Raw genomic sequence first — 17002 nt, 5'->3', positions numbered from 1 at the left:
CATGCATCCGGGTCACACGAGGGAACAGCTGTTCACTCGTGCGACCCGGCTGCGGATCAGCGCTGACGCTTCTCGCGCACCCGCATGTTGATGACGATGGGCGTTCCGTCGAACTCGTACAGCTCGCGCAGACGACGCTGGATGAACCGGCGGTAGCCGGGATCGAGGAACCCGGTCGTGAACAGCACGAACGTCGGCGGACGAGTCGATGCCTGCGTGCCGAACAGGATGCGCGGCTGCTTGCCTCCGCGCAGCGGGTGCGGGTGCTCGGCGACCAGCTCGGCGAGGAACGCGTTGAACTTGCCCGTGGGAATGCGACGGTCCCAGTTCGTGAGCGCGGTCTCGAGCGCGGGCACCAGCTTGTCGAGGTGACGGCCGGTCTTCGCCGAGATGTTCACGCGCGGAGCCCAGGCGACGTGCGCCAGGTCCTGCTCGATCTCGCGCTCGAGGTAGCGGCGACGATCGGCGTTCTCGAGATCGTCGTCGTTCAGACGATCCCACTTGTTGAACGCGAGCACGAGCGCACGACCGGACTCGAGCACCAGGTCGATGATGCGGACATCCTGCTCACTGATCGACTCGGACACGTCGAGGACGACGACACCGACCTCGGCCTTCTCAAGCGCGGCTGACGTGCGCAGCGAGGCGTAGAAGTCGGCGCCCTGCGCCATGTGCACACGGCGACGGATTCCGGCGGTGTCGACCAGACGCCACAGCTTGCCGCCGAGCTCGACGATCTCATCGACCGGGTCGCGGGTGGTTCCTGCGAGGTCGTTGACGACCACGCGCTCTTCGCCGGCGGCCTTGTTGAGCAGCGATGACTTGCCGACGTTCGGGCGACCGAGGATCGCGACGCGACGCGGTCCGCCGATCTCCGCCTTCGCGACGGCCGAGACATCGGGGAGCGTCTTCAACAGCTCATCGAGCAAATCGGCCACACCGCGCCCGTGGATGGCCGAGACCGGGTGCGGCTCGCCGAGACCGAGGTTCCACAGCGCTGCCGCTTCGGGCTCCTGACGGGCGTCATCGATCTTGTTCGCGACGAGGAAGACGGGCTTGCCGCTCTTGCGCAGCATCTTCACGACATGCTCGTCGGTCGACGTGGCGCCGACCATCGCGTCGACGACGAACAGCACGACGTCGGCGAGGTCGATCGCGACCTCCGCCTGCGCGGCGACCGAGCGGTCGATGCCTCGTGCGTCAGGTTCCCAGCCTCCGGTGTCGACGAGCGAGAAGCGACGGTCGGCCCATTCGGCCTTGTACGTCACGCGGTCGCGGGTCACACCGGGAGTGTCCTCGACGACGGCCTCACGGCGTCCGAGGATGCGGTTCACGAGCGCCGACTTGCCGACGTTCGGGCGACCGACGATCGCGACGACCGGCAGTGCGGGGAAGAACTGGATGCCGTCCTCGCCCATCGTGATGCCGGCGAGCAGCGCGGCATCTTCATCGTCGAGGTCGTAGTCGGCGAGACCCGCGCGCAGTGTCTCGGCACGCGCTTCGGCGAGCTGCTCGTCGAGCTGCGCCATCTTCTCGGCGAGCTGGTCGGGGCCGCCTTCGTATTCGTCGTCAGCCATGGTGTACTCCTCGGGTTCGTTCGATCACCGCGAGGACGGCGTCGATGGTCTGTGTGAAATCGAGCTCCGTCGAATCGACGACCTCGACGCCTTCGGCGGCGTTCAGGAAGTCGACGACGGCGCTGTCTGAAGCGTCGCGCTTGTGCAGTGCGGCCGCGACGGTCTCGGCGTTCTCGCCGGCGAGTTCGCCGGCGCGTCGTGCGGCGCGCACCTCGGGCGCAGCCGTGAGAAGGATGCGCACCGGGGCGTCCGGTGCCACCACGGTGGTGATGTCGCGCCCCTCGACGACGACAGCCGGGTAGGGCGCCTCGGCCACGAGGGTGCGGAACAGACGGTTGACATGGTCGCGCACCTCGGGAACACGAGCGACGCCGCTGACGGCGCCCGAGACGGAGGGTTCGCGGATCGCGTCCGTGACGTCCACGTCACCGACCCGCACCGTGCGATCGTCGGGGTCGAGACCGAGGCGCACGGGGAAATCGGCGACCGCGTCGAGCACCGCGGCAGCATCCTCCGTGTCGGCCCCTCGATCGAGCACATGCCAGGCGAGAGCGCGATAGGCCGACCCCGTGTCGAGGTAGCCGAAGCCCAGAGCACGGGCGACCGCCTTGGACACACTGGACTTGCCGGAACCGGCGGGCCCATCGATCGCGATGAAGTCAGTCATTGGTGGTACCTGCAATCCGCCAGCCGCGTTCCTGGAGTCCGGTGATCGCGCCGTGCAGCGCTGCGGGCTCGACACTGATCTCGGCGAGGCCGAACTGTGCACCCGGTGAGTGTTCGAGACGAAGGTCCTCGACGTTGACGCCGAGCTCTCCGAGCTCGCCGAACAGACGGCCGAGCTGGCCGGCGGTGTCGTCGATCATCACGACGAGCGACTCGAACCGCTGGTTCTGTCCGTGCTTTCCCGGGAGCCGCTCGACGCCGTCGTTTCCCTGTCGGATCGTCTCGGCGACCACGCGCCGAGCGCCGGGAGCTTCGGGCGCGCGCAACGCGTCGGACACCTCTCGGAGGTCAGATGCCAGGGCGTCGAGGATCTCGACCACGGGCGCGGCGTTCGCTCCGAGGATCTGCACCCAGAGCTCAGGGGCCGATGCGGCGATACGCGTCGTGTCGCGCACGCCCTGGCCGGAGAGACGCAGCGCGCCCTCATCCGCCTCTGCGAGCCGTCCGGCAAGAAGGCTGGCGATCACCTGCGGAACGTGCGAGGTGAGGGCAACGGAGCGGTCGTGCTCCTCCGGAGTCATCTCGAGGGGCATCGCTCCGACATCGAGAGCCAGCGCCTCGACGAGCGCGAGATCAGCTGCCTTGGTGTCGGCATCACGGCACACGACCCACGGGCGTCCGATGAACAGGTCTGCGCGAGCGGAGATCGCCCCGCCGCGCTCTCGTCCCGCGAGCGGGTGCGAGCCGATGTAGCGCGTCAGGTCGACTCCGCGCCTCTGCAGACTGTGGAAGGGCTCGAGCTTGACGCTCGCCACGTCAGTGACGACGGCGTGCGGAAAACGAGCCAGTTCGGACTCGATGACATCTGCAGTGACGTCCGGCGGCACGGCGACCACGATCAGCACCGGCGAGTCGTCGTCGGCAGCCGAGCGACCGGCTCCGTAGTCGATCGCGAGGCGCAATTGAGCCGGCGACGTATCGGCGAGCACCACATCGACGCCCTTGGCGCGGAGCGCATGACCGATGCTCGCACCGAGCAGACCGGCGCCGACAACACGAACGGTGCCCGAGAGCCTGGCGGCGATTCGCGGCGCGACAGAACTCCGAGCCCCCGTGGGCGCACTCGTCGTATCGGTCACTCGTTCTCCTGTTGCTCGCCTGGCGCCTCGGCGACACCGGAATCACGGCGCGACAGAGTCAAGAGTGCGCCGAGTTCGATTTTAGTCAGTTCGCGGGTCTTCCCAACCGGGAGGGTTCCCAGGTGCAGCGGACCGAATTGACGGCGCACGAGTTCGGTCACCGGGTGGCCGACGGCAGCCAGCATCCTTCTGACGATCCTGTTGCGACCGGAGTGCAGTGTCAGCTCGACGAGACTCGACCCGCGCGAGGTGTCGAGCAGCCGCGCCTTGTCTGCCGCGATCGGGCCGTCGTCCAGATCGATGCCCTTCGTGAGCTTCGAGATCGTCTGGGCTGTCACCTCGCCCTCGACCTTCGCGATGTACACCTTGGTGACACCGAAAGACGGGTGAGCGAGCACGTGCGCGAGGTCGCCGTCGTTCGTCAGGACGAGCAGACCGCTGGTCTCGGCATCGAGTCGCCCGACGTTGTAGAGGCGCTCCTCGTAGTCGTCGGTGAAGACGCGCAGATCGGGCCGGCCGTTCTCGTCGCGAAGGCTGCTGACCACTCCGGTCGGCTTGTTCAGCATCACATACCGCTTCGTCACGTCGAGCTGAACCGCGGTGCCGTCCACGTCGATGAGGTCGGTCTCCGGGTCGACGCGGCGACCGAGCTCGGTGACGGTCTCTCCGTTCACCCGGATCCGTCCCTCGACGATGTACTGCTCGATCACGCGTCGTGAGGCCACGCCCGCCGCCGACAGGACCTTCTGCAGGCGGATGCCCTCTGGTGTCTCGAAGCCGCTCATCGGATGGTCCCTTCGTCGAAACTGAATCTGTGCATCGTGTCCGCGCGACCGGACGAATTCGGACGAGCGGGTTCAACCGAGGTCATCGGATGGTCCCTTCGTCGAAACTGACTCTGTGCATCGCGCCCGCGCGACCGGACGACTTCGGACGAGCGGGTTCAACCGAGGTCATCGGATGGTCCCTTCGTCGAAACCGTCTGCGCCGTCGTCGAGCAGAGGAGAGATCGGCGGCAGATCGTCGAGCGAGTTGATGCCCAAGTGCTGCAGGAGCGCGTCGGTTGTGCCGTAGTTGATCGCGCCGGTCTCGGAGTCCGCGAACAGCTCGGTGATGAGACCTCGAGCGAGAAGAGTGCGCACGACCGAGTCGACGTTCACCGCGCGGATAGACGCCACCTGGCTGCGTGTGACCGGCTGCTTGTATGCGATCACGGCGAGCGTCTCGAGCGCCGCCTGAGAGAGTCGCGCCGGTGCTTGTCCGCCGACGAACTCCGCGACGACATCGTCGTGATCCTCGCGCACGTAGAGGCGCCATCCGCCTCCGACCTCGCGCAGTTCGAAACCACGACGCGGGCCATGCCCCTTGCCGTCATAGTCGTCGACCAGAGTCTCGATCGTCTGCCGTACTGCCGCCACCGGCGAGCCGACTGCCGCGGCGAGGGCGACGAGACCGATCGGCTCGTCGATGATCAGCAGGATCGCCTCGATGCGCTCGGACAGCGGAGACTCCCGCACGGTTGCATCGGTCGCGGATTCGGTCACGTCATCGGTCATAGTCGGCTCCCAGCGATGCGAGTGTCTCGTCCGACCAGGAGTCGGCGGCCCAGCGCAGCGTCAGCTCGCCGAGCGGTTCCAGTTGTTCGAAGGAGAGGGCGGCGTGCCGATAGAGCTCCAGCACGGAGATGAACCGAGCGACGACGATCCCCGGCTCGCTCACACCCGCGACGAGCTCGCGGAAGCTCACCGACTCCGCGGCGCGAAGCAGGGTGACGACGATCGCGGCCTGTTCGCGGATGCTGACGAGCGGCGCGTGCAGATGATCGAGGCCGACATGCGGTATCTCTCTCGGCGCGAAGGCCAGAAGTGCGAGGGCGGCGAAATCGTCGACGCTGAGCGACCAGACGAGCTCTGGCGTCTTCCGCCGGTGCTTCTCGTCGAGCCTGGCCGCGCGCACATGACGTCGGTCCTCGCGCTGCAGGCACCGGGCGAAACAGGCGGACACCTCCTTGAAGGCGCGATACTGCAGGAGGCGCGCGAAGAGAAGGTCTCGGGCTTCGAGCAGCGCGACGGCCTCGGCATCCACCAGCTCACCCTGCGGCAGGAGCCCTGCCACCTTCATGTCGAGCAGCGTCGCCGCGACCACGAGGAACTCCGACGCCTGGTCGAGTTCCTCGTCGTCGTCGAGCTCTCTGAGGTACGCGATGAACTCGTTCGTGACCGCGCTCAGCGAGACCTCGGTGATGTCCATCTCGTGCTTCGAGATGAGGTTCAGCAGCAGATCGAACGGGCCGTCGAAGTTCGACAGTGAGACGCGGAATCCGGCCTCCGAGACGGGAGCTTCTCCCGTGACCTCGGGATCGCGCTCCGCGGCGGCGTCGACAGGTCCGATGGACTCTGCGGGTGAGAAGGACTGAGCTGGCGAGACGGACTCTGCCGGTGTGTCTGACGGCTCGAGCTCAGGCGACAGCGCCACGGGTGACCAGCTCCCGCGCCAGCCGCAGGTAGGCCTGCGCGGCAGCGTGTTCCGGAGCGAACTCGGTGATCGGCACGCCGGAGACCGAGGCGTCGGGGAACTTGACCGTGCGACCGATCACGGTCTCCAGGACATCGTCGCCGAACGCCTCGACCACACGCTCGAGAACCTCGCGCGAGTGCAGCGTGCGCGGGTCGTACATGGTGGCGAGAAGGCCGTCCATGGTGATCGACGGGTTCAGCCGGTCCCGCACCTTGTCGATGGTCTCGATCAGGAGGGCCACGCCGCGAAGCGCGAAGAACTCGCACTCGAGCGGGATGATGACGCCATGAGCCGCAGTCAGTGCGTTCACCGTGAGCAGGCCGAGCGAGGGCTGGCAGTCGATCAGGATGACGTCGTACTCCCCCGCCACCTGACGGAGAACACGGGCGAGGATCGTCTCGCGGGCGACCTCGTTCACGAGGTGCACCTCGGCGGCGGACAGGTCGATGTTCGCGGGCATCACGTCGAGACCATCGACCCCTGAGGGGACGATCGCCTCATGCGCGTCGCGCTTGGTGTCGAGCAGCAGGTCGTACACGGTCGGCACGTCATGTGTCTGGATGCCGAGACCGGCCGACAGCGCACCCTGGGGGTCGAAGTCGACGGCCAGCACCTTGCGGCCGTATTCAGCGAGGGCTGCAGCGAGGTTGATCGCGGTCGTCGTCTTGCCGACGCCGCCCTTCTGGTTGCACAGTGCGATGATGCGTGCGGGCCCGTGAGAGGCGAGCGGTTCAGGGGTCGCGAAGCCGTGATAGGGACGCCCGGTGGGTCCCATGGGGGTGTCGTCGTTCTTCGACGTTTTCGCCCTGGACTTCGCCGCGTTCTCAGCCACCGATTCTCCTGCTCTTTCGTGCTCGGTCGAGTCTACCGATCGCCTGGCGGGATCACTGCCTCGGCCCCGGCGATCCCGCGATTTCGCCGCAGCGCCGCGATCTCAGCGGGCGCGTGGATGAGAAGTGGCGTAGATGTCCCGCAGGGTGTCGACCGATACGTGCGTGTAGATCTGCGTCGTCGCGACCGAGGCGTGTCCGAGCAGCTCCTGCACGACGCGCACGTCGGCACCGCCCTGCAGCAGGTGCGTCGCGAACGAGTGCCTCAGCGTGTGCGGCGACACCTCTGCGGTGATGTGCGCGTGCTCCGCGGCCGAGCGGATGACGAGCCATGCGCTCTGCCGTGACAGCGGGGCACCTCGAGCACCGAGGAAGAGCCGGGCCGATGCCCGCCCCTTCGCCGCGAGACCTGGGCGGACGCGGGTGAGATACGCGTCCACCGCGTCACGGGCGAACGAGCCGATCGGCACGATGCGCTCCTTCGACCCCTTGCCCCGAAGGCGCAGCACGTCGCCGTGAGCGAGGTCGTCGACGTCGAGTCCGACCGCCTCGGACACCCGGGCGCCGGTCGCATAGAGCAGTTCGAGCAAAGCCCTGTCGCGGATCCCTATCGGGTCTTCGGCACTGGGCGCGCCGAGCAGGCGCTCGACTTGGTCGATCGTCAGAGCCTTGGGGAGGCGACGAGGGGCCTTGGGCGGACGAAGACGCCCGCTCGGATCATCCTGTTCGATGCCTTCGCGCGCCAGAAAGCGGTGCCACCCGCGCACCGACGACTGCAGTCGCGCAAGACTGGTCGCGGCAGGGGCGGGATCTGCGGCCGATCGATCCGCGATGAACCGCCCGACCACAGCCGCGCTGATCTGCGCCGTGTCGGTGACCCCGTCGGCATCCAGCCACTCGAGGTAGGAACCGAGATCGCGCCGATACGCGGCGATCGTGTGCTCGCTGAGACCGCGCTCGATCGTGACGTGGCGCAGATACGTGTCCAGCGCACGGTCGAGCTGCATCCTCAGCTCCGGTCGCGCAGCCTCTGGGCGGCGGCGAGCACGCCGATGCCGAGGATGCCGTTGCGCATCCGCCCGTCGAGAACCGCCGCGACCGCCGCGTCGAGCGGAACCCACTCGACGCGGATGTCGGCCTCTTCGTCCTCGCGCGCATGCGCGTCCTGCGCCGCCGAGACGCCGCTCGCGAGGAAGACGTGGATGAGCTCGTCGTTTCCGCCAGGGGTCGTCCACGACGAGACGAGCGGCTCCCAGTGCGCAGCGACCAGGTCGGCCTCTTCGGCGAGCTCGCGTCGAGCGGCCTCGAGCGGCTCCTCCCCTGCGACATCGAGCAGACCGGCGGGAAGCTCCCAGTCACGGTGACGGATCGGATGCCGGTACTGCTGGATCAGCAGCACCCGCCCCGCGTCATCCAAGGCGACGATCGCGACGGCGCCCGTGTGCGCGACATACTGACGGCGGATCTCTCCGTCGCCGTAGCGCACCCGGTCATCGCGGACGTTCCAGACGGCACCCTCGTACGCGAGATCGCTGCGGAGCACTTCCGGTTCGAAGGGCTCGTCGCGCAGGTCGTCGAATTCAGGCATCGGCTTCGACGAACTCACGCATCGGCTTCGACGTCGAACAGCTCACTCGAGCGGTGACGCTCGATCGCGGCTCCGACCAGTCCGCGGAACAGCGGGTGCGGGGCGGTCGGACGCGAGCGGAGTTCCGGGTGCGCCTGCGTCGCGATGTAGTACGGGTGCACATCGCGCGGCAGCTCGACGTACTCGACCAGATCGAGCTCGGGGTTCAGGCCCGAGAACACGAGACCGGCCTCGGAGAGCCGAGCACGGTAGGCGTTGTTGACCTCGTAGCGGTGACGGTGGCGCTCCGATGCCTCGGGCGCGCCGTACAGCTCGCGCGCCAGGGATCCCTCGGCGAGTGCTGCCTGGTACAGCCCCAGACGCATGGTGCCGCCGAGGTCGCCACCGTCGAGGATCTCGACCTGCTCGGCCATCGTGGCGATGACGGGCTCGGTGGTCTGCGGGTCGAACTCGCTCGATGATGCCTCGGTGATGCCGGCGACATCGCGGGCGTACTCGATGACCATGCACTGCAGGCCGAGGCAGAGACCGAGCGTCGGGATGCCCTGCTCGCGCGCGAACTTCAGCGCGCCCAGCTTGCCCTCGATGCCGCGGATGCCGAAGCCACCGGGAACGCAGATGCCGTCGAGCTCGCCGAGCTGCTCTTTCGCACCCTCAGGCGTCTCACAGCGGTCGGAGGGGATCCAGCGGATGTTGACCTTGGTCTCTTGCGCGAAGCCGCCGGCCTTGAGCGCCTCCGTCACGGAGAGGTAGGCGTCGGGCAGGTCGATGTACTTGCCGACCAGACCGATGGTCACCTCGTGCTTGGGGTTGTGCACGGCGTGCAGCACCTTGCTCCAGCGCGTCCAGTCGACCTCTTCTGCCGCCTTCTGGTCGAGACCGAGGCGGCGCACGATGTACGAGTCGAGGCCCTGGTCGTTGAGCGTCGACGGGATGTCGTAAATGCTCGGCAGGTCGACCGTGTTGATGACACCCTCGGCGTCGACGTCGCACATGAGAGCGATCTTGTTGCGGTTGCTCTCGCTGACCGGACGATCGCTGCGCAGCACGAGCGCGTCGGGCTGGATGCCGACCTGGCGGAGGGCGGCGACGGAGTGCTGCGTAGGCTTGGTCTTCTGCTCGCCGGACGCCCCCATGAACGGAACGAGCGACACGTGCACGAAGAAGACGCTGTCGCGGCCGAGCTCGTGACGCAGCTGGCGTGCCGACTCGAGGAACGGCTGCGATTCGATGTCGCCGACCGTGCCGCCGACCTCGGTGATGATCACGTCAGGACGCGGGTCCTCCGTCGCCTGCAGACGCATGCGGCGCTTGATCTCGTCGGTGATGTGCGGGATGACCTGCACGGTGTCGCCGAGGTACTCGCCGCGGCGCTCACGGGCGATCACCTGCGAGTAGATCTGGCCGGTCGTGACGTTGGCGGCCTCAGACAGGTTGATGTCGAGGAAGCGCTCGTAGTGCCCGATGTCGAGGTCTGTCTCGGCGCCGTCGTCCGTGACGAAGACCTCGCCGTGCTGGAACGGGTTCATGGTACCCGGATCGACATTCAGATACGGGTCGAGCTTCTGCATCACGACGCGGAGTCCGCGGGCCGTGAGGAGGTTGCCTAGGCTTGCGGCAGTGAGCCCTTTACCCAAAGACGAAACGACACCACCCGTCACAAAGATGTGCTTGGTCGTGTCGTTCTTGGGCCCCGCAGAAGAAGAGTTCATCACGGGCTTCGATCCTATCAGGAGGTGGGGGTGCCGAGGCTGAGAAGTTCTCGGGCATGGGTGATCGCGGCATCCGAATCGGTCAATCCGGACAGCAGTCGAGCCATCTCGGCCTCGCGCTCCTGACCCTCGAGACGACGGACACTCGATGCGGTGACTGCACCGTCGTTGGATTTGACGACGGAGAGATGGTTGGTGGCGAACGCGGCGACCTGAGCCAGATGAGTGACTGCGATCACCTGCGACTTCTCTGCAAGTCGGGCGAGTCGGCGGCCGACCTCGATGGCCGCAGCACCGCCGATGCCGGCATCGACCTCGTCGAACACGAAGGTGGGCACGGGGTCTGTTCCGGCGATGACGACCTCGATCGCGAGCATGACCCGCGAGAGCTCACCACCCGACGCCCCCTTGCCGACGGATCGAGGTTCGGCTCCCGGGTGCGGGGCGAGCAGGATCGCGACATCGTCACGACCGTGAGCGCTCTCCGTGCCCGGTGTCACCGCGACCTCGAGGGTCGCGTCGGGCATCGCGAGGGCATGCAGCTCCTCGCTCACGGCCACCCCGAGACGCGCGGCGGCCTCGGTGCGCTCCGCCGTCAGGGCCTCAGCACGTGCATCGAGATCTGCGCGGGCGGCATCGCGCTCGGCTTCGAGGCGATCGAGCCGCTCGCCGTCGTCGTCGAGCTCAGCGAGCCGCGTCGACCCCGTCTGCCAGAGCTCGAGAGCCTCGTCCAGCGAACCGTGCGCACGAATGAGCGTGCCCAGAGCTGCGCGGCGCTCTTCGACAGCCGCCAGCTCGTGCGGTCCTGTCTCATCGAGGTCGGCGAGGTATGCCGAGAGCTGCCCCGCGACATCGGCGATGCGGTAGCCGATGTCGGCGAGGGCGGCCGAGATGTCCGTGAGCGCGGCGTCGGAGACGCGCTCGAGCGCGCGACGCGCTTCGGCGATCAGAGCCGACGCATCCGGTTCGCCTTCTTCGCTCGAGAGCGCGCTGTGTGCGAGTGACGCGGCGAGGCGCAGCTCCTCGGCGTTCGCCAGACGTTCTGCCCGTGCGGACAGCTCGACGTCCTCCCCGGGTTCGGGGGCAGCGGCTTCGATGAGTGCCAGCGCTTCACGGAGACGCGATGCCTCTTCGGCACGGCGGTCTCGGTTCTCGGTGATGTCGGCGATCTCGGCGTCCAGCTCGCGCCACCGGGCGAACGACGATGCGTAGGCGTCCAGCGCCTCGGCGATCGGCGCACCTCCGAAGCGGTCGAGGGCATCGCGCTGCGCCGCGGAGGAGCGCAACCTCAGCTGTTCGGACTGGCCGTGCACGACGACCAGCTCCTCGGCCAGAGCCGACAGCACTCCCGCCGGCGCCGCGCGTCCGCCGACGCTCGCGCGGCTGCGGCCCTCGGCACTCAGCGTGCGGGAGACGTACAGCTCGGCGACACCGGACCCCGCAGGCTCCAGCTCTCCACCGGCATCCGAGACGATGTCGGCGACGTCGCCCGTCTCAGGCACGATCCACACGCCGGCGACCGATGCCTGGGCTGCACCCGCTCGAACGGCTCCGGAGTCGGCGCGCTGCCCGAGCAGCAGGCCGAGGCCGGTCACGACCATCGTCTTGCCCGCACCGGTCTCACCCGTGATCGCGGTGAATCCGGCGCCGAGGGGCAGCACGGCGTCGGCGATCACGCCGAGCCCCTGCATCCGCATCTCCTCGATCACGAGGCCGCCCCCTGTCCGCGCCATCCGGCGACCGGCAGCTGGAACTTGCGCACCAGACGGTTGGTGAACTCGGTGGGATGCAGGCGCGCGAGGCGCACCGGACGCGAGGACTTGCGCACCACGACCCGTGCGCCAGGAGGCAGGTCGTGGGAGCGGCGGCCGTCGCACCAGAGGATGCCGGCACCAGAGGTGCCCTCGAGCATCTCGATGGCCACGGCAGCGTCGGGGCTGACGACGAGAGGCTTGGCGAACAGAGCATGAGCCGACAGGGGCACGACCGCGATGGCTTCGACGCTGGGCCAGATGACCGGCCCGCCCGCCGAGAAATTGTAGGCCGTCGACCCGGTCGGCGTGGACACGACCATGCCGTCGCAGCCGAAGCTCGACAGGGGCAGACCGTCGATCTCGAGCACGACCTCGATCATGCGCTCGCGGCTGGCCTTCTCGACCGTGGCCTCGTTGAGCGCGAAGGTCTCGTAGACGACGGCGCCGTCGACGTCTTTGACGCGCACCGACAGCGCCAGGCGCTCTTCGACCTCGTAGTCGCGATCGATGACGCGTCGCACAGCGGCATCCATGTCGTCTCGATCGATCTCGGCGAGGAATCCGACGTGTCCCATGTTGATGCCGAGCACGGGTGCCGAGCAGCCGCGCACCAGTTCGGCGGCGCGCAGGATTGTGCCGTCTCCCCCGAGGACGATCGCGAGTTCGAGCTCGTCCTGCTGCACGGTCTCGCCGAGGATGTCGACGTCAGCGAAGTGCGGGTCGACCGCTCTCAGGTCACCGCTCTCATCGGGCGGGAGCACAGGACGCGCACCGGCACCGCGGAGTTCGTCGATCACCTTGCGGGCCGCCTCGACAGTGGCTTCCCGGCCGGCGTGGGCGACGACCAGGATGTTGCGCTCGTTCATCGTCTCCCTGCCAGTGCGTTGATGCGGTCTGACCATTCTGACGGATCGCTGCCTCGCGCCGGCGCGAGGTGCAGGAGATACTCCGAGTTGCCGTGCGTTCCGAGGATCGGCGAGGGCAGGATGCCGAGCATGCCCAGGCCGGCATCCCAGGCGCTCCACGCCGTTCGTGCGACGGCATCCGCGCGCGTGGCCGGGTCGGTGACGAGTCCGCCGCGCACCGCGGTGCGACCGACTTCGAACTGCGGCTTCACGAGCAGGACGATGTCTGCGCCGGCAGCGGCGACCCCCGCGACAGCGGGCAGCACGTGCTCGAGGGAGATGAAGGACAGGTCGCCGACGATGAGGTCGGGAGCGTCCGCTTCGCCCGTGACCTCCTGGAGATTCTCGGGAGTCATGTGACGGACGTTGTAGCCCTCGACGACCACGACGCCGGTGTCGGATGCCACGGCCGCGGCCATCTGGTCGTGGCCCACGTCGACGGCGAGCACGCGCCGCGCTCCGCGCTCACGAAGCACCTGGGTGAAGCCGCCGGTGGAGGCACCCATATCGAGCGCGAGGCGGCCGTCGGCAGAGATGCCGAATCCGTCGAGAGCGGCGATCAGCTTGTGCGCCCCACGACCGACGTAATGATCGGCGCCGGCGACAGTGATCTCCGCCGTGTCTGCGACAGGTGTCGAGGCCTTCACCACGGGGCGGCCGTCGATGCTCACGAGACCGCCGGCGATGAGCGTGGCAGCATGCGTGCGCGAACGAGCGAGTCCTCGTGCGGCGAGGGCGGCATCGAGTCGCGTCATCGGGAGCCCGGCGCGTCGCGCTGGTCGAGCTTCGCGCCGCTGTCGAGGCGGCGCGACAGCTCTTCGTGAAGCCCGGAGTACGCGTCTGCTCTGGCAGCGAGAGGCTGCCCCTCGATCAGGCGCAGGCGACTCCACAGACCGTCGGTCGGTGCATTCGTCGTCTCATCACTCACGCCTCTACTGTACGCGGCGGCGCCGACACGTCGGCGGAGCCACGGCGGCGCGAGCCGCCGGTCAGGGCCGGTGGAACGGGTCGTCGTACAGGCGCTCGGGCACTCTCAGCACGAACACCGGTGTTCCCGATGCCCAGATCGCAGATGCGCCTGCCCGAAGCAGATCGATCTGCGACTCTCCTTCGGCGACGATCTCGACGTCGGCGCCGACGACCCGCACGGATGCGCCGTTGACCGAATGGATGCCGTCCTTCGACGTGACCTCTGGGTACGGCTGGTGCAGTTCGCGCAGGTCACTCAGGATGTACGTCGGACGCGACCCCTCCGGCGCGGCGAGCACGTGCTTGGGTCGGTCGATGCCGGTGAGCACGAGCGCGGAGTCGATGCCCGCGCGGACGGCTCCGAGGATGTCCGTATCGAGACGGTCGCCGATGAACAGCGGCTTCTTCGCTCCGAAGCGCTCTGTGGCCTCTTCGAAGATCGGAGTCTCAGGCTTGCCGGCGACGGTCGCGAGCCGACCGATCGCCGTGTGCACGGCAGACACGAGCGTCCCGTTGCCTGGGGCGATGCCGCGCTCGCGCGGGATCGTCCAGTCGGTGTTGGTGGCGATCCACGGGATGCCGCCATCCTCCTCGGGAACCTTCAGCGCGAACGCCGCCTCGGCGAGATCCGTCCACGCGACCTCGGGGGCGAAGCCCTGCACGACCGCATCCGGAGCATCCTCGGCGCTGCGAGTGACGGTGTAACCCGCCTTCTCCGCCTCGTCGACGAGTCCCGCTCCGCCCACGATCAGAAGCGTGGCGGGTGGCGGGACGATTCCGGCGAGAAGCCGCATCGCAGCCTGCGGGCTGGTGATCACATCAGCGGGCGCGACGTCGAGGCCCAGGCTGCTCAGGTGCTCGGCGACCGACGCGTCTGTGCGAGATGCGTTGTTCGTGATGTACCCGAGCCGAGCAGTCGTCGCGGCGGCGTTGAGGCTTTCCACCGCATGCGGCAGAGCGCCCGGCCCCGCGTAGACGACGCCATCCAGATCCGCGAGCACGGCGTCCACGCCGTCAAGCGGGGTGCGCAGCGCAGGCTTCTTGGAGAACAGCCCCACTACGCCTCCTTCGACGAATCGGATGCGGTGAAGCCCTCGGCGGTCTCGTCGGCGCCATCGTCAGTGCCGGCAGCCGCGTCGTCTTCGCCGAGAAGCTCGCGGACCTCGTCGTCGATGGACGGCTCGGGCTCGACGTCGTGAGCGTCAGCGTCAGCGTCAGCGTCAGCGTCAGCGTCAGCGTCAGCGTCAGCGTCAGCGTGGTCGTCGTCGAAGTCGCCTTCGATGAGGCCGTCCTCGATGATGATCTCCTCGTCGCCGGCCTCGTCGACACCGAGTGCCTGGGCGGCTACCTCTGCGCGGTGCGCCCAGAACTCGGCTTCATCAGTTCGTCCGAGATCCTCGAGCACTGCTGCACGAGCCGCGAACAGTGCAGGGCTCCACTCGAACGCGCGGTCGGGGTCGAGCTCGGGAATCTCGAGTTCGCCGAGCGCGAGCTCGAGGTCCCCCTGATCCAGGCGCGCACCCGACATCGCGATCGCCAGGGAGACGCGAACGGGCGTGGTGAGCGCAGCCCGGTCAACGGCACGACCGGTCTCGAGGGCGCGGTCGGGGCGTCCGATGCCACGCTCGCTGTCGACCATCAGCGCGATCTGGTCGTCCTTGCCGGAGATGCGACGATACGTGCGCAGCTCGCGGAGAGCCAGAGCGAAGTCCTCTGTGGCGTATGCAGTGATGCCGAGCGTTTCGCGGACGATCGCAATACGGCCGGCGCGGCGAGAAGCGGCGAGAGCGTGCTCGTGTGCACGGGCCGGATCCTCGTCGATGAGCTGAGATGCCATGGCGAGGTGACGCGCGACCAGTTCGGCGTTCTCCTTGCTCAGAGTCTTCAGCTCGTTGCGGGCAGAGGTGTGCAGGTCGCGGGCCGTGACCTCATCCGGAATGTGCGGGTCGTTGAACCGCGGCCGATCTCCGTCTGCCTGAATCGGACGTTCGCGGCCCGCTCCCCCACGCTGCGGGTAGGAGCGCGAAGAGTCGCGGTCCTGTCCCCCGTCGCGGTTGTAGCCACCCGAACGAGGCGCTTCACCATCGCGGTTGTACCCACCGGAGCGCGGTGCGCCACCGTCACGGTTGTAGCCACCGGAACGAGGGGCGTCGCCGTCACGCCGCGGCGCGCCACCGTCACGGGTGTAGCCACCCGAGCGAGGGGCGCCACCGTCACGGGTGTAGCCACCCGAGCGAGGRGCACCGCCATCACGGTTGTACCCGCCCGAACGAGGAGCACCGCCATCACGGTTGTACCCGCCCGAACGAGGAGCACCGCCATCACGGTTGTACCCACGGTTGTAACCGCCCGAACGAGGTGCGTCGTTGTCGCGGCGCGGTGCGCCACCATCGCGGTTGTACCCACCGGAACGAGGAGCGCCACCATCGCGGTTGTAACCGCCCGAGCGAGGTGCGTCGTTGTCGCGGCGCGGTGCGCCACCGTCGCGGTTGTACCCACCGGAACGAGGGGCACCGCCATCGCGGTTGTACCCACCGGAACGAGGATCACCGCCATCACGGTTGTACCCACCGGAACGAGGTGCATCGTTGTCGCGGCGCGGTGCGCCACCATCGCGGTTGTAGCCGCCCGAACGAGGAGCGCCACCATCGCGGTTGTAACCGCCCGAGCGAGGGGCGTCGTTGTCGCGGCGCGGTGCGCCACCGTCGCGGTTGTACCCACCGGAACGAGGAGCGCCACCGTCGCGGTTGTACCCACCGGAACGAGGAGCACCGCCATCGCGGTTGTAGCCGCCGGAGCGAGGGGCGTCGTTGTCGCGGCGCGGTGCACCGCCATCACGGTTGTAGCCACCCGAACGAGGCGCACCACCATCGCGGTTGTAACCACCGGAACGAGGGGCGTCGTTGTCGCGGCGCGGTGCGCCGCCATCACGGTTGTACCCACCCGAACGCGGAGCGCCACCATCACGGTTGTACCCACCCGAACGCGGAGCGCCACCATCACGGTTGTACCCACCCGAACGCGGGGCACCACCATCACGGTTGAATCCGCCCTCTCGTCGGGGCGTGTCATCACGACGCGGACCGCTGCTGCGGTTCTGATCTGAGCGCCCTCCGGAAGGTCGGTGACCGCGCGATCCATTGTCGTCGTTGCGACGCGGACGGCGCTCTTCCTCTTCCGGCATGATGCTCCCTGTTCTAGATGTTGTTAACGCAAAATGGCCACCCAACGATGGGTGGCCATTTGCTTAAAAGAAGTCCGGCGGTGTCCTACTCTCCCACAGGGTCCCCCCTGCAGTACCATCGGCGCTGTGAGGCTTAGCTTCCGGGTTCGGAATGTAACCGG

The 17002-nt window shown here is 68.0% G+C and carries 17 protein-coding genes and 1 rRNA gene; 1 reads left to right on the top strand and 17 read right to left on the bottom strand.

The features are described from left to right. Positions 1–56 precede the first annotated feature (56 nt). The 16 genes from der to ASF87_RS15215 form a co-directional block, all read right to left on the bottom strand. Positions 57–1577 (bottom strand): ribosome biogenesis GTPase Der, encoded by a 1521-nt coding sequence (gene der / locus ASF87_RS15285; RefSeq protein WP_042541643.1) that lies wholly within the window; start codon positions 1575–1577, stop codon positions 57–59. Continuing rightward, positions 1570–2244 (bottom strand): (d)CMP kinase, encoded by a 675-nt coding sequence (gene cmk / locus ASF87_RS15280; protein ID WP_056377106.1) that lies wholly within the window; start codon positions 2242–2244, stop codon positions 1570–1572. The genes der and cmk overlap by 8 nt, the downstream gene beginning before the upstream one ends. Next, a complete protein-coding gene (locus ASF87_RS15275) occupies positions 2237–3382 on the bottom strand; it encodes a prephenate dehydrogenase (RefSeq protein WP_082508951.1) in 1146 nt (381 codons plus the stop codon). Before ASF87_RS15275 ends, cmk begins: the two co-directional genes overlap by 8 nt. After that, positions 3379–4167 carry a pseudouridine synthase gene (locus tag ASF87_RS15270; protein ID WP_042541645.1) on the bottom strand — a complete coding sequence of 263 codons (789 nt, stop codon included), beginning with the start codon at positions 4165–4167 and terminating at the stop codon, positions 3379–3381. Before ASF87_RS15270 ends, ASF87_RS15275 begins: the two co-directional genes overlap by 4 nt. 168 nt (positions 4168–4335) lie before the next feature. After that, positions 4336–4938 carry an SMC-Scp complex subunit ScpB gene (gene scpB, locus ASF87_RS15265; protein WP_056377104.1) on the bottom strand — a complete coding sequence of 201 codons (603 nt, stop codon included), beginning with the start codon at positions 4936–4938 and terminating at the stop codon, positions 4336–4338. Beyond that, positions 4928–5773: a segregation and condensation protein A gene (locus tag ASF87_RS15260; RefSeq protein ID WP_056377672.1), complete on the bottom strand. Its 846-nt coding sequence runs from the start codon at positions 5771–5773 to the stop codon at positions 4928–4930. The genes scpB and ASF87_RS15260 overlap by 11 nt, the downstream gene beginning before the upstream one ends. Positions 5774–5840: 67 nt before the next feature. Then, on the bottom strand, positions 5841–6674 hold the full coding sequence (locus tag ASF87_RS15255; protein WP_042541658.1) for a ParA family protein: 834 nt from the start codon (positions 6672–6674) through the stop codon (positions 5841–5843). 159 nt (positions 6675–6833) lie between these two features. Further along, positions 6834–7736: a site-specific tyrosine recombinase XerD gene (gene xerD, locus ASF87_RS15250; RefSeq protein ID WP_056377101.1), complete on the bottom strand. Its 903-nt coding sequence runs from the start codon at positions 7734–7736 to the stop codon at positions 6834–6836. A 2-nt stretch (positions 7737–7738) separates the two neighbouring features. Then, positions 7739–8317: an NUDIX domain-containing protein gene (locus tag ASF87_RS15245; RefSeq protein WP_042541648.1), complete on the bottom strand. Its 579-nt coding sequence runs from the start codon at positions 8315–8317 to the stop codon at positions 7739–7741. A 14-nt stretch (positions 8318–8331) separates the two neighbouring features. Further along, positions 8332–10029, bottom strand: a complete 1698-nt coding sequence (locus ASF87_RS15240; RefSeq protein ID WP_042541649.1) for a CTP synthase — start codon at positions 10027–10029, stop codon at positions 8332–8334. A gap of 17 nt (positions 10030–10046) precedes the next feature. Then, positions 10047–11762, bottom strand: coding sequence for a DNA repair protein RecN (recN, locus tag ASF87_RS15235; RefSeq protein WP_442922806.1), 1716 nt, complete (start codon positions 11760–11762; stop codon positions 10047–10049). Beyond that, complete coding sequence (locus ASF87_RS15230) at positions 11735–12649, bottom strand: NAD kinase (protein ID WP_042541651.1); 915 nt, start codon at positions 12647–12649, stop codon at positions 11735–11737. Before ASF87_RS15230 ends, recN begins: the two co-directional genes overlap by 28 nt. Further along, positions 12646–13443, bottom strand: a complete 798-nt coding sequence (locus ASF87_RS15225; RefSeq protein WP_042541652.1) for a TlyA family RNA methyltransferase — start codon at positions 13441–13443, stop codon at positions 12646–12648. Before ASF87_RS15225 ends, ASF87_RS15230 begins: the two co-directional genes overlap by 4 nt. Then, on the bottom strand, positions 13440–13616 hold the full coding sequence (locus tag ASF87_RS17855; RefSeq protein ID WP_164481691.1) for a hypothetical protein: 177 nt from the start codon (positions 13614–13616) through the stop codon (positions 13440–13442). Before ASF87_RS17855 ends, ASF87_RS15225 begins: the two co-directional genes overlap by 4 nt. 61 nt (positions 13617–13677) lie before the next feature. After that, complete coding sequence (locus ASF87_RS15220) at positions 13678–14715, bottom strand: HAD-IIA family hydrolase (RefSeq protein WP_056377097.1); 1038 nt, start codon at positions 14713–14715, stop codon at positions 13678–13680. After that, positions 14715–15494, bottom strand: a complete 780-nt coding sequence (locus ASF87_RS15215; RefSeq protein WP_056377095.1) for a hypothetical protein — start codon at positions 15492–15494, stop codon at positions 14715–14717. The genes ASF87_RS15220 and ASF87_RS15215 overlap by 1 nt, the downstream gene beginning before the upstream one ends. A gap of 102 nt (positions 15495–15596) precedes the next feature. Between ASF87_RS15215 and ASF87_RS17750 the strand changes: the two genes are divergently transcribed. Further along, positions 15597–16763 carry a hypothetical protein gene (locus tag ASF87_RS17750; protein ID WP_157550126.1) on the top strand — a complete coding sequence of 389 codons (1167 nt, stop codon included), beginning with the start codon at positions 15597–15599 and terminating at the stop codon, positions 16761–16763. 150 nt (positions 16764–16913) lie between these two features. Here the strand turns inward: ASF87_RS17750 and rrf are convergent. Next, positions 16914–17002 (bottom strand): 5S ribosomal RNA (gene rrf, locus ASF87_RS15205); the annotation flags it as partial.

The sequence above is a fragment of the Microbacterium sp. Leaf161 genome, assembly GCF_001423645.1.
Taxonomy (GTDB): Bacteria; Actinomycetota; Actinomycetes; order Actinomycetales; family Microbacteriaceae; genus Microbacterium; species Microbacterium forte.
The sequence above is the reverse complement of the archived record's forward strand: the minus strand, read 5'-3'. Positions and strand labels throughout refer to the sequence as shown.

What these genes read in the sequence shown, in the direction of transcription:
- der (WP_042541643.1), bottom strand. Translation starts at nt 1,577, where the DNA reads ATGGCTGACGACGAATACGAAGGCGGCCCCGACCAGCTCGCCGAGAAG.
- cmk (WP_056377106.1), bottom strand. Translation starts at nt 2,244, where the DNA reads ATGACTGACTTCATCGCGATCGATGGGCCCGCCGGTTCCGGCAAGTCC.
- ASF87_RS15270 (WP_042541645.1), bottom strand. Translation starts at nt 4,167, where the DNA reads ATGAGCGGCTTCGAGACACCAGAGGGCATCCGCCTGCAGAAGGTCCTG.
- scpB (WP_056377104.1), bottom strand. Translation starts at nt 4,938, where the DNA reads ATGACCGATGACGTGACCGAATCCGCGACCGATGCAACCGTGCGGGAG.
- ASF87_RS15255 (WP_042541658.1), bottom strand. Translation starts at nt 6,674, where the DNA reads ATGGGACCCACCGGGCGTCCCTATCACGGCTTCGCGACCCCTGAACCG.
- xerD (WP_056377101.1), bottom strand. Translation starts at nt 7,736, where the DNA reads ATGCAGCTCGACCGTGCGCTGGACACGTATCTGCGCCACGTCACGATC.
- ASF87_RS15245 (WP_042541648.1), bottom strand. Translation starts at nt 8,317, where the DNA reads ATGCCTGAATTCGACGACCTGCGCGACGAGCCCTTCGAACCGGAAGTG.
- ASF87_RS15240 (WP_042541649.1), bottom strand. Translation starts at nt 10,029, where the DNA reads ATGAACTCTTCTTCTGCGGGGCCCAAGAACGACACGACCAAGCACATC.
- recN (WP_442922806.1), bottom strand. Translation starts at nt 11,762, where the DNA reads ATGGCGCGGACAGGGGGCGGCCTCGTGATCGAGGAGATGCGGATGCAG.
- ASF87_RS15230 (WP_042541651.1), bottom strand. Translation starts at nt 12,649, where the DNA reads ATGAACGAGCGCAACATCCTGGTCGTCGCCCACGCCGGCCGGGAAGCC.
- ASF87_RS15225 (WP_042541652.1), bottom strand. Translation starts at nt 13,443, where the DNA reads ATGACGCGACTCGATGCCGCCCTCGCCGCACGAGGACTCGCTCGTTCG.
- ASF87_RS15215 (WP_056377095.1), bottom strand. Translation starts at nt 15,494, where the DNA reads ATGGCATCTCAGCTCATCGACGAGGATCCGGCCCGTGCACACGAGCAC.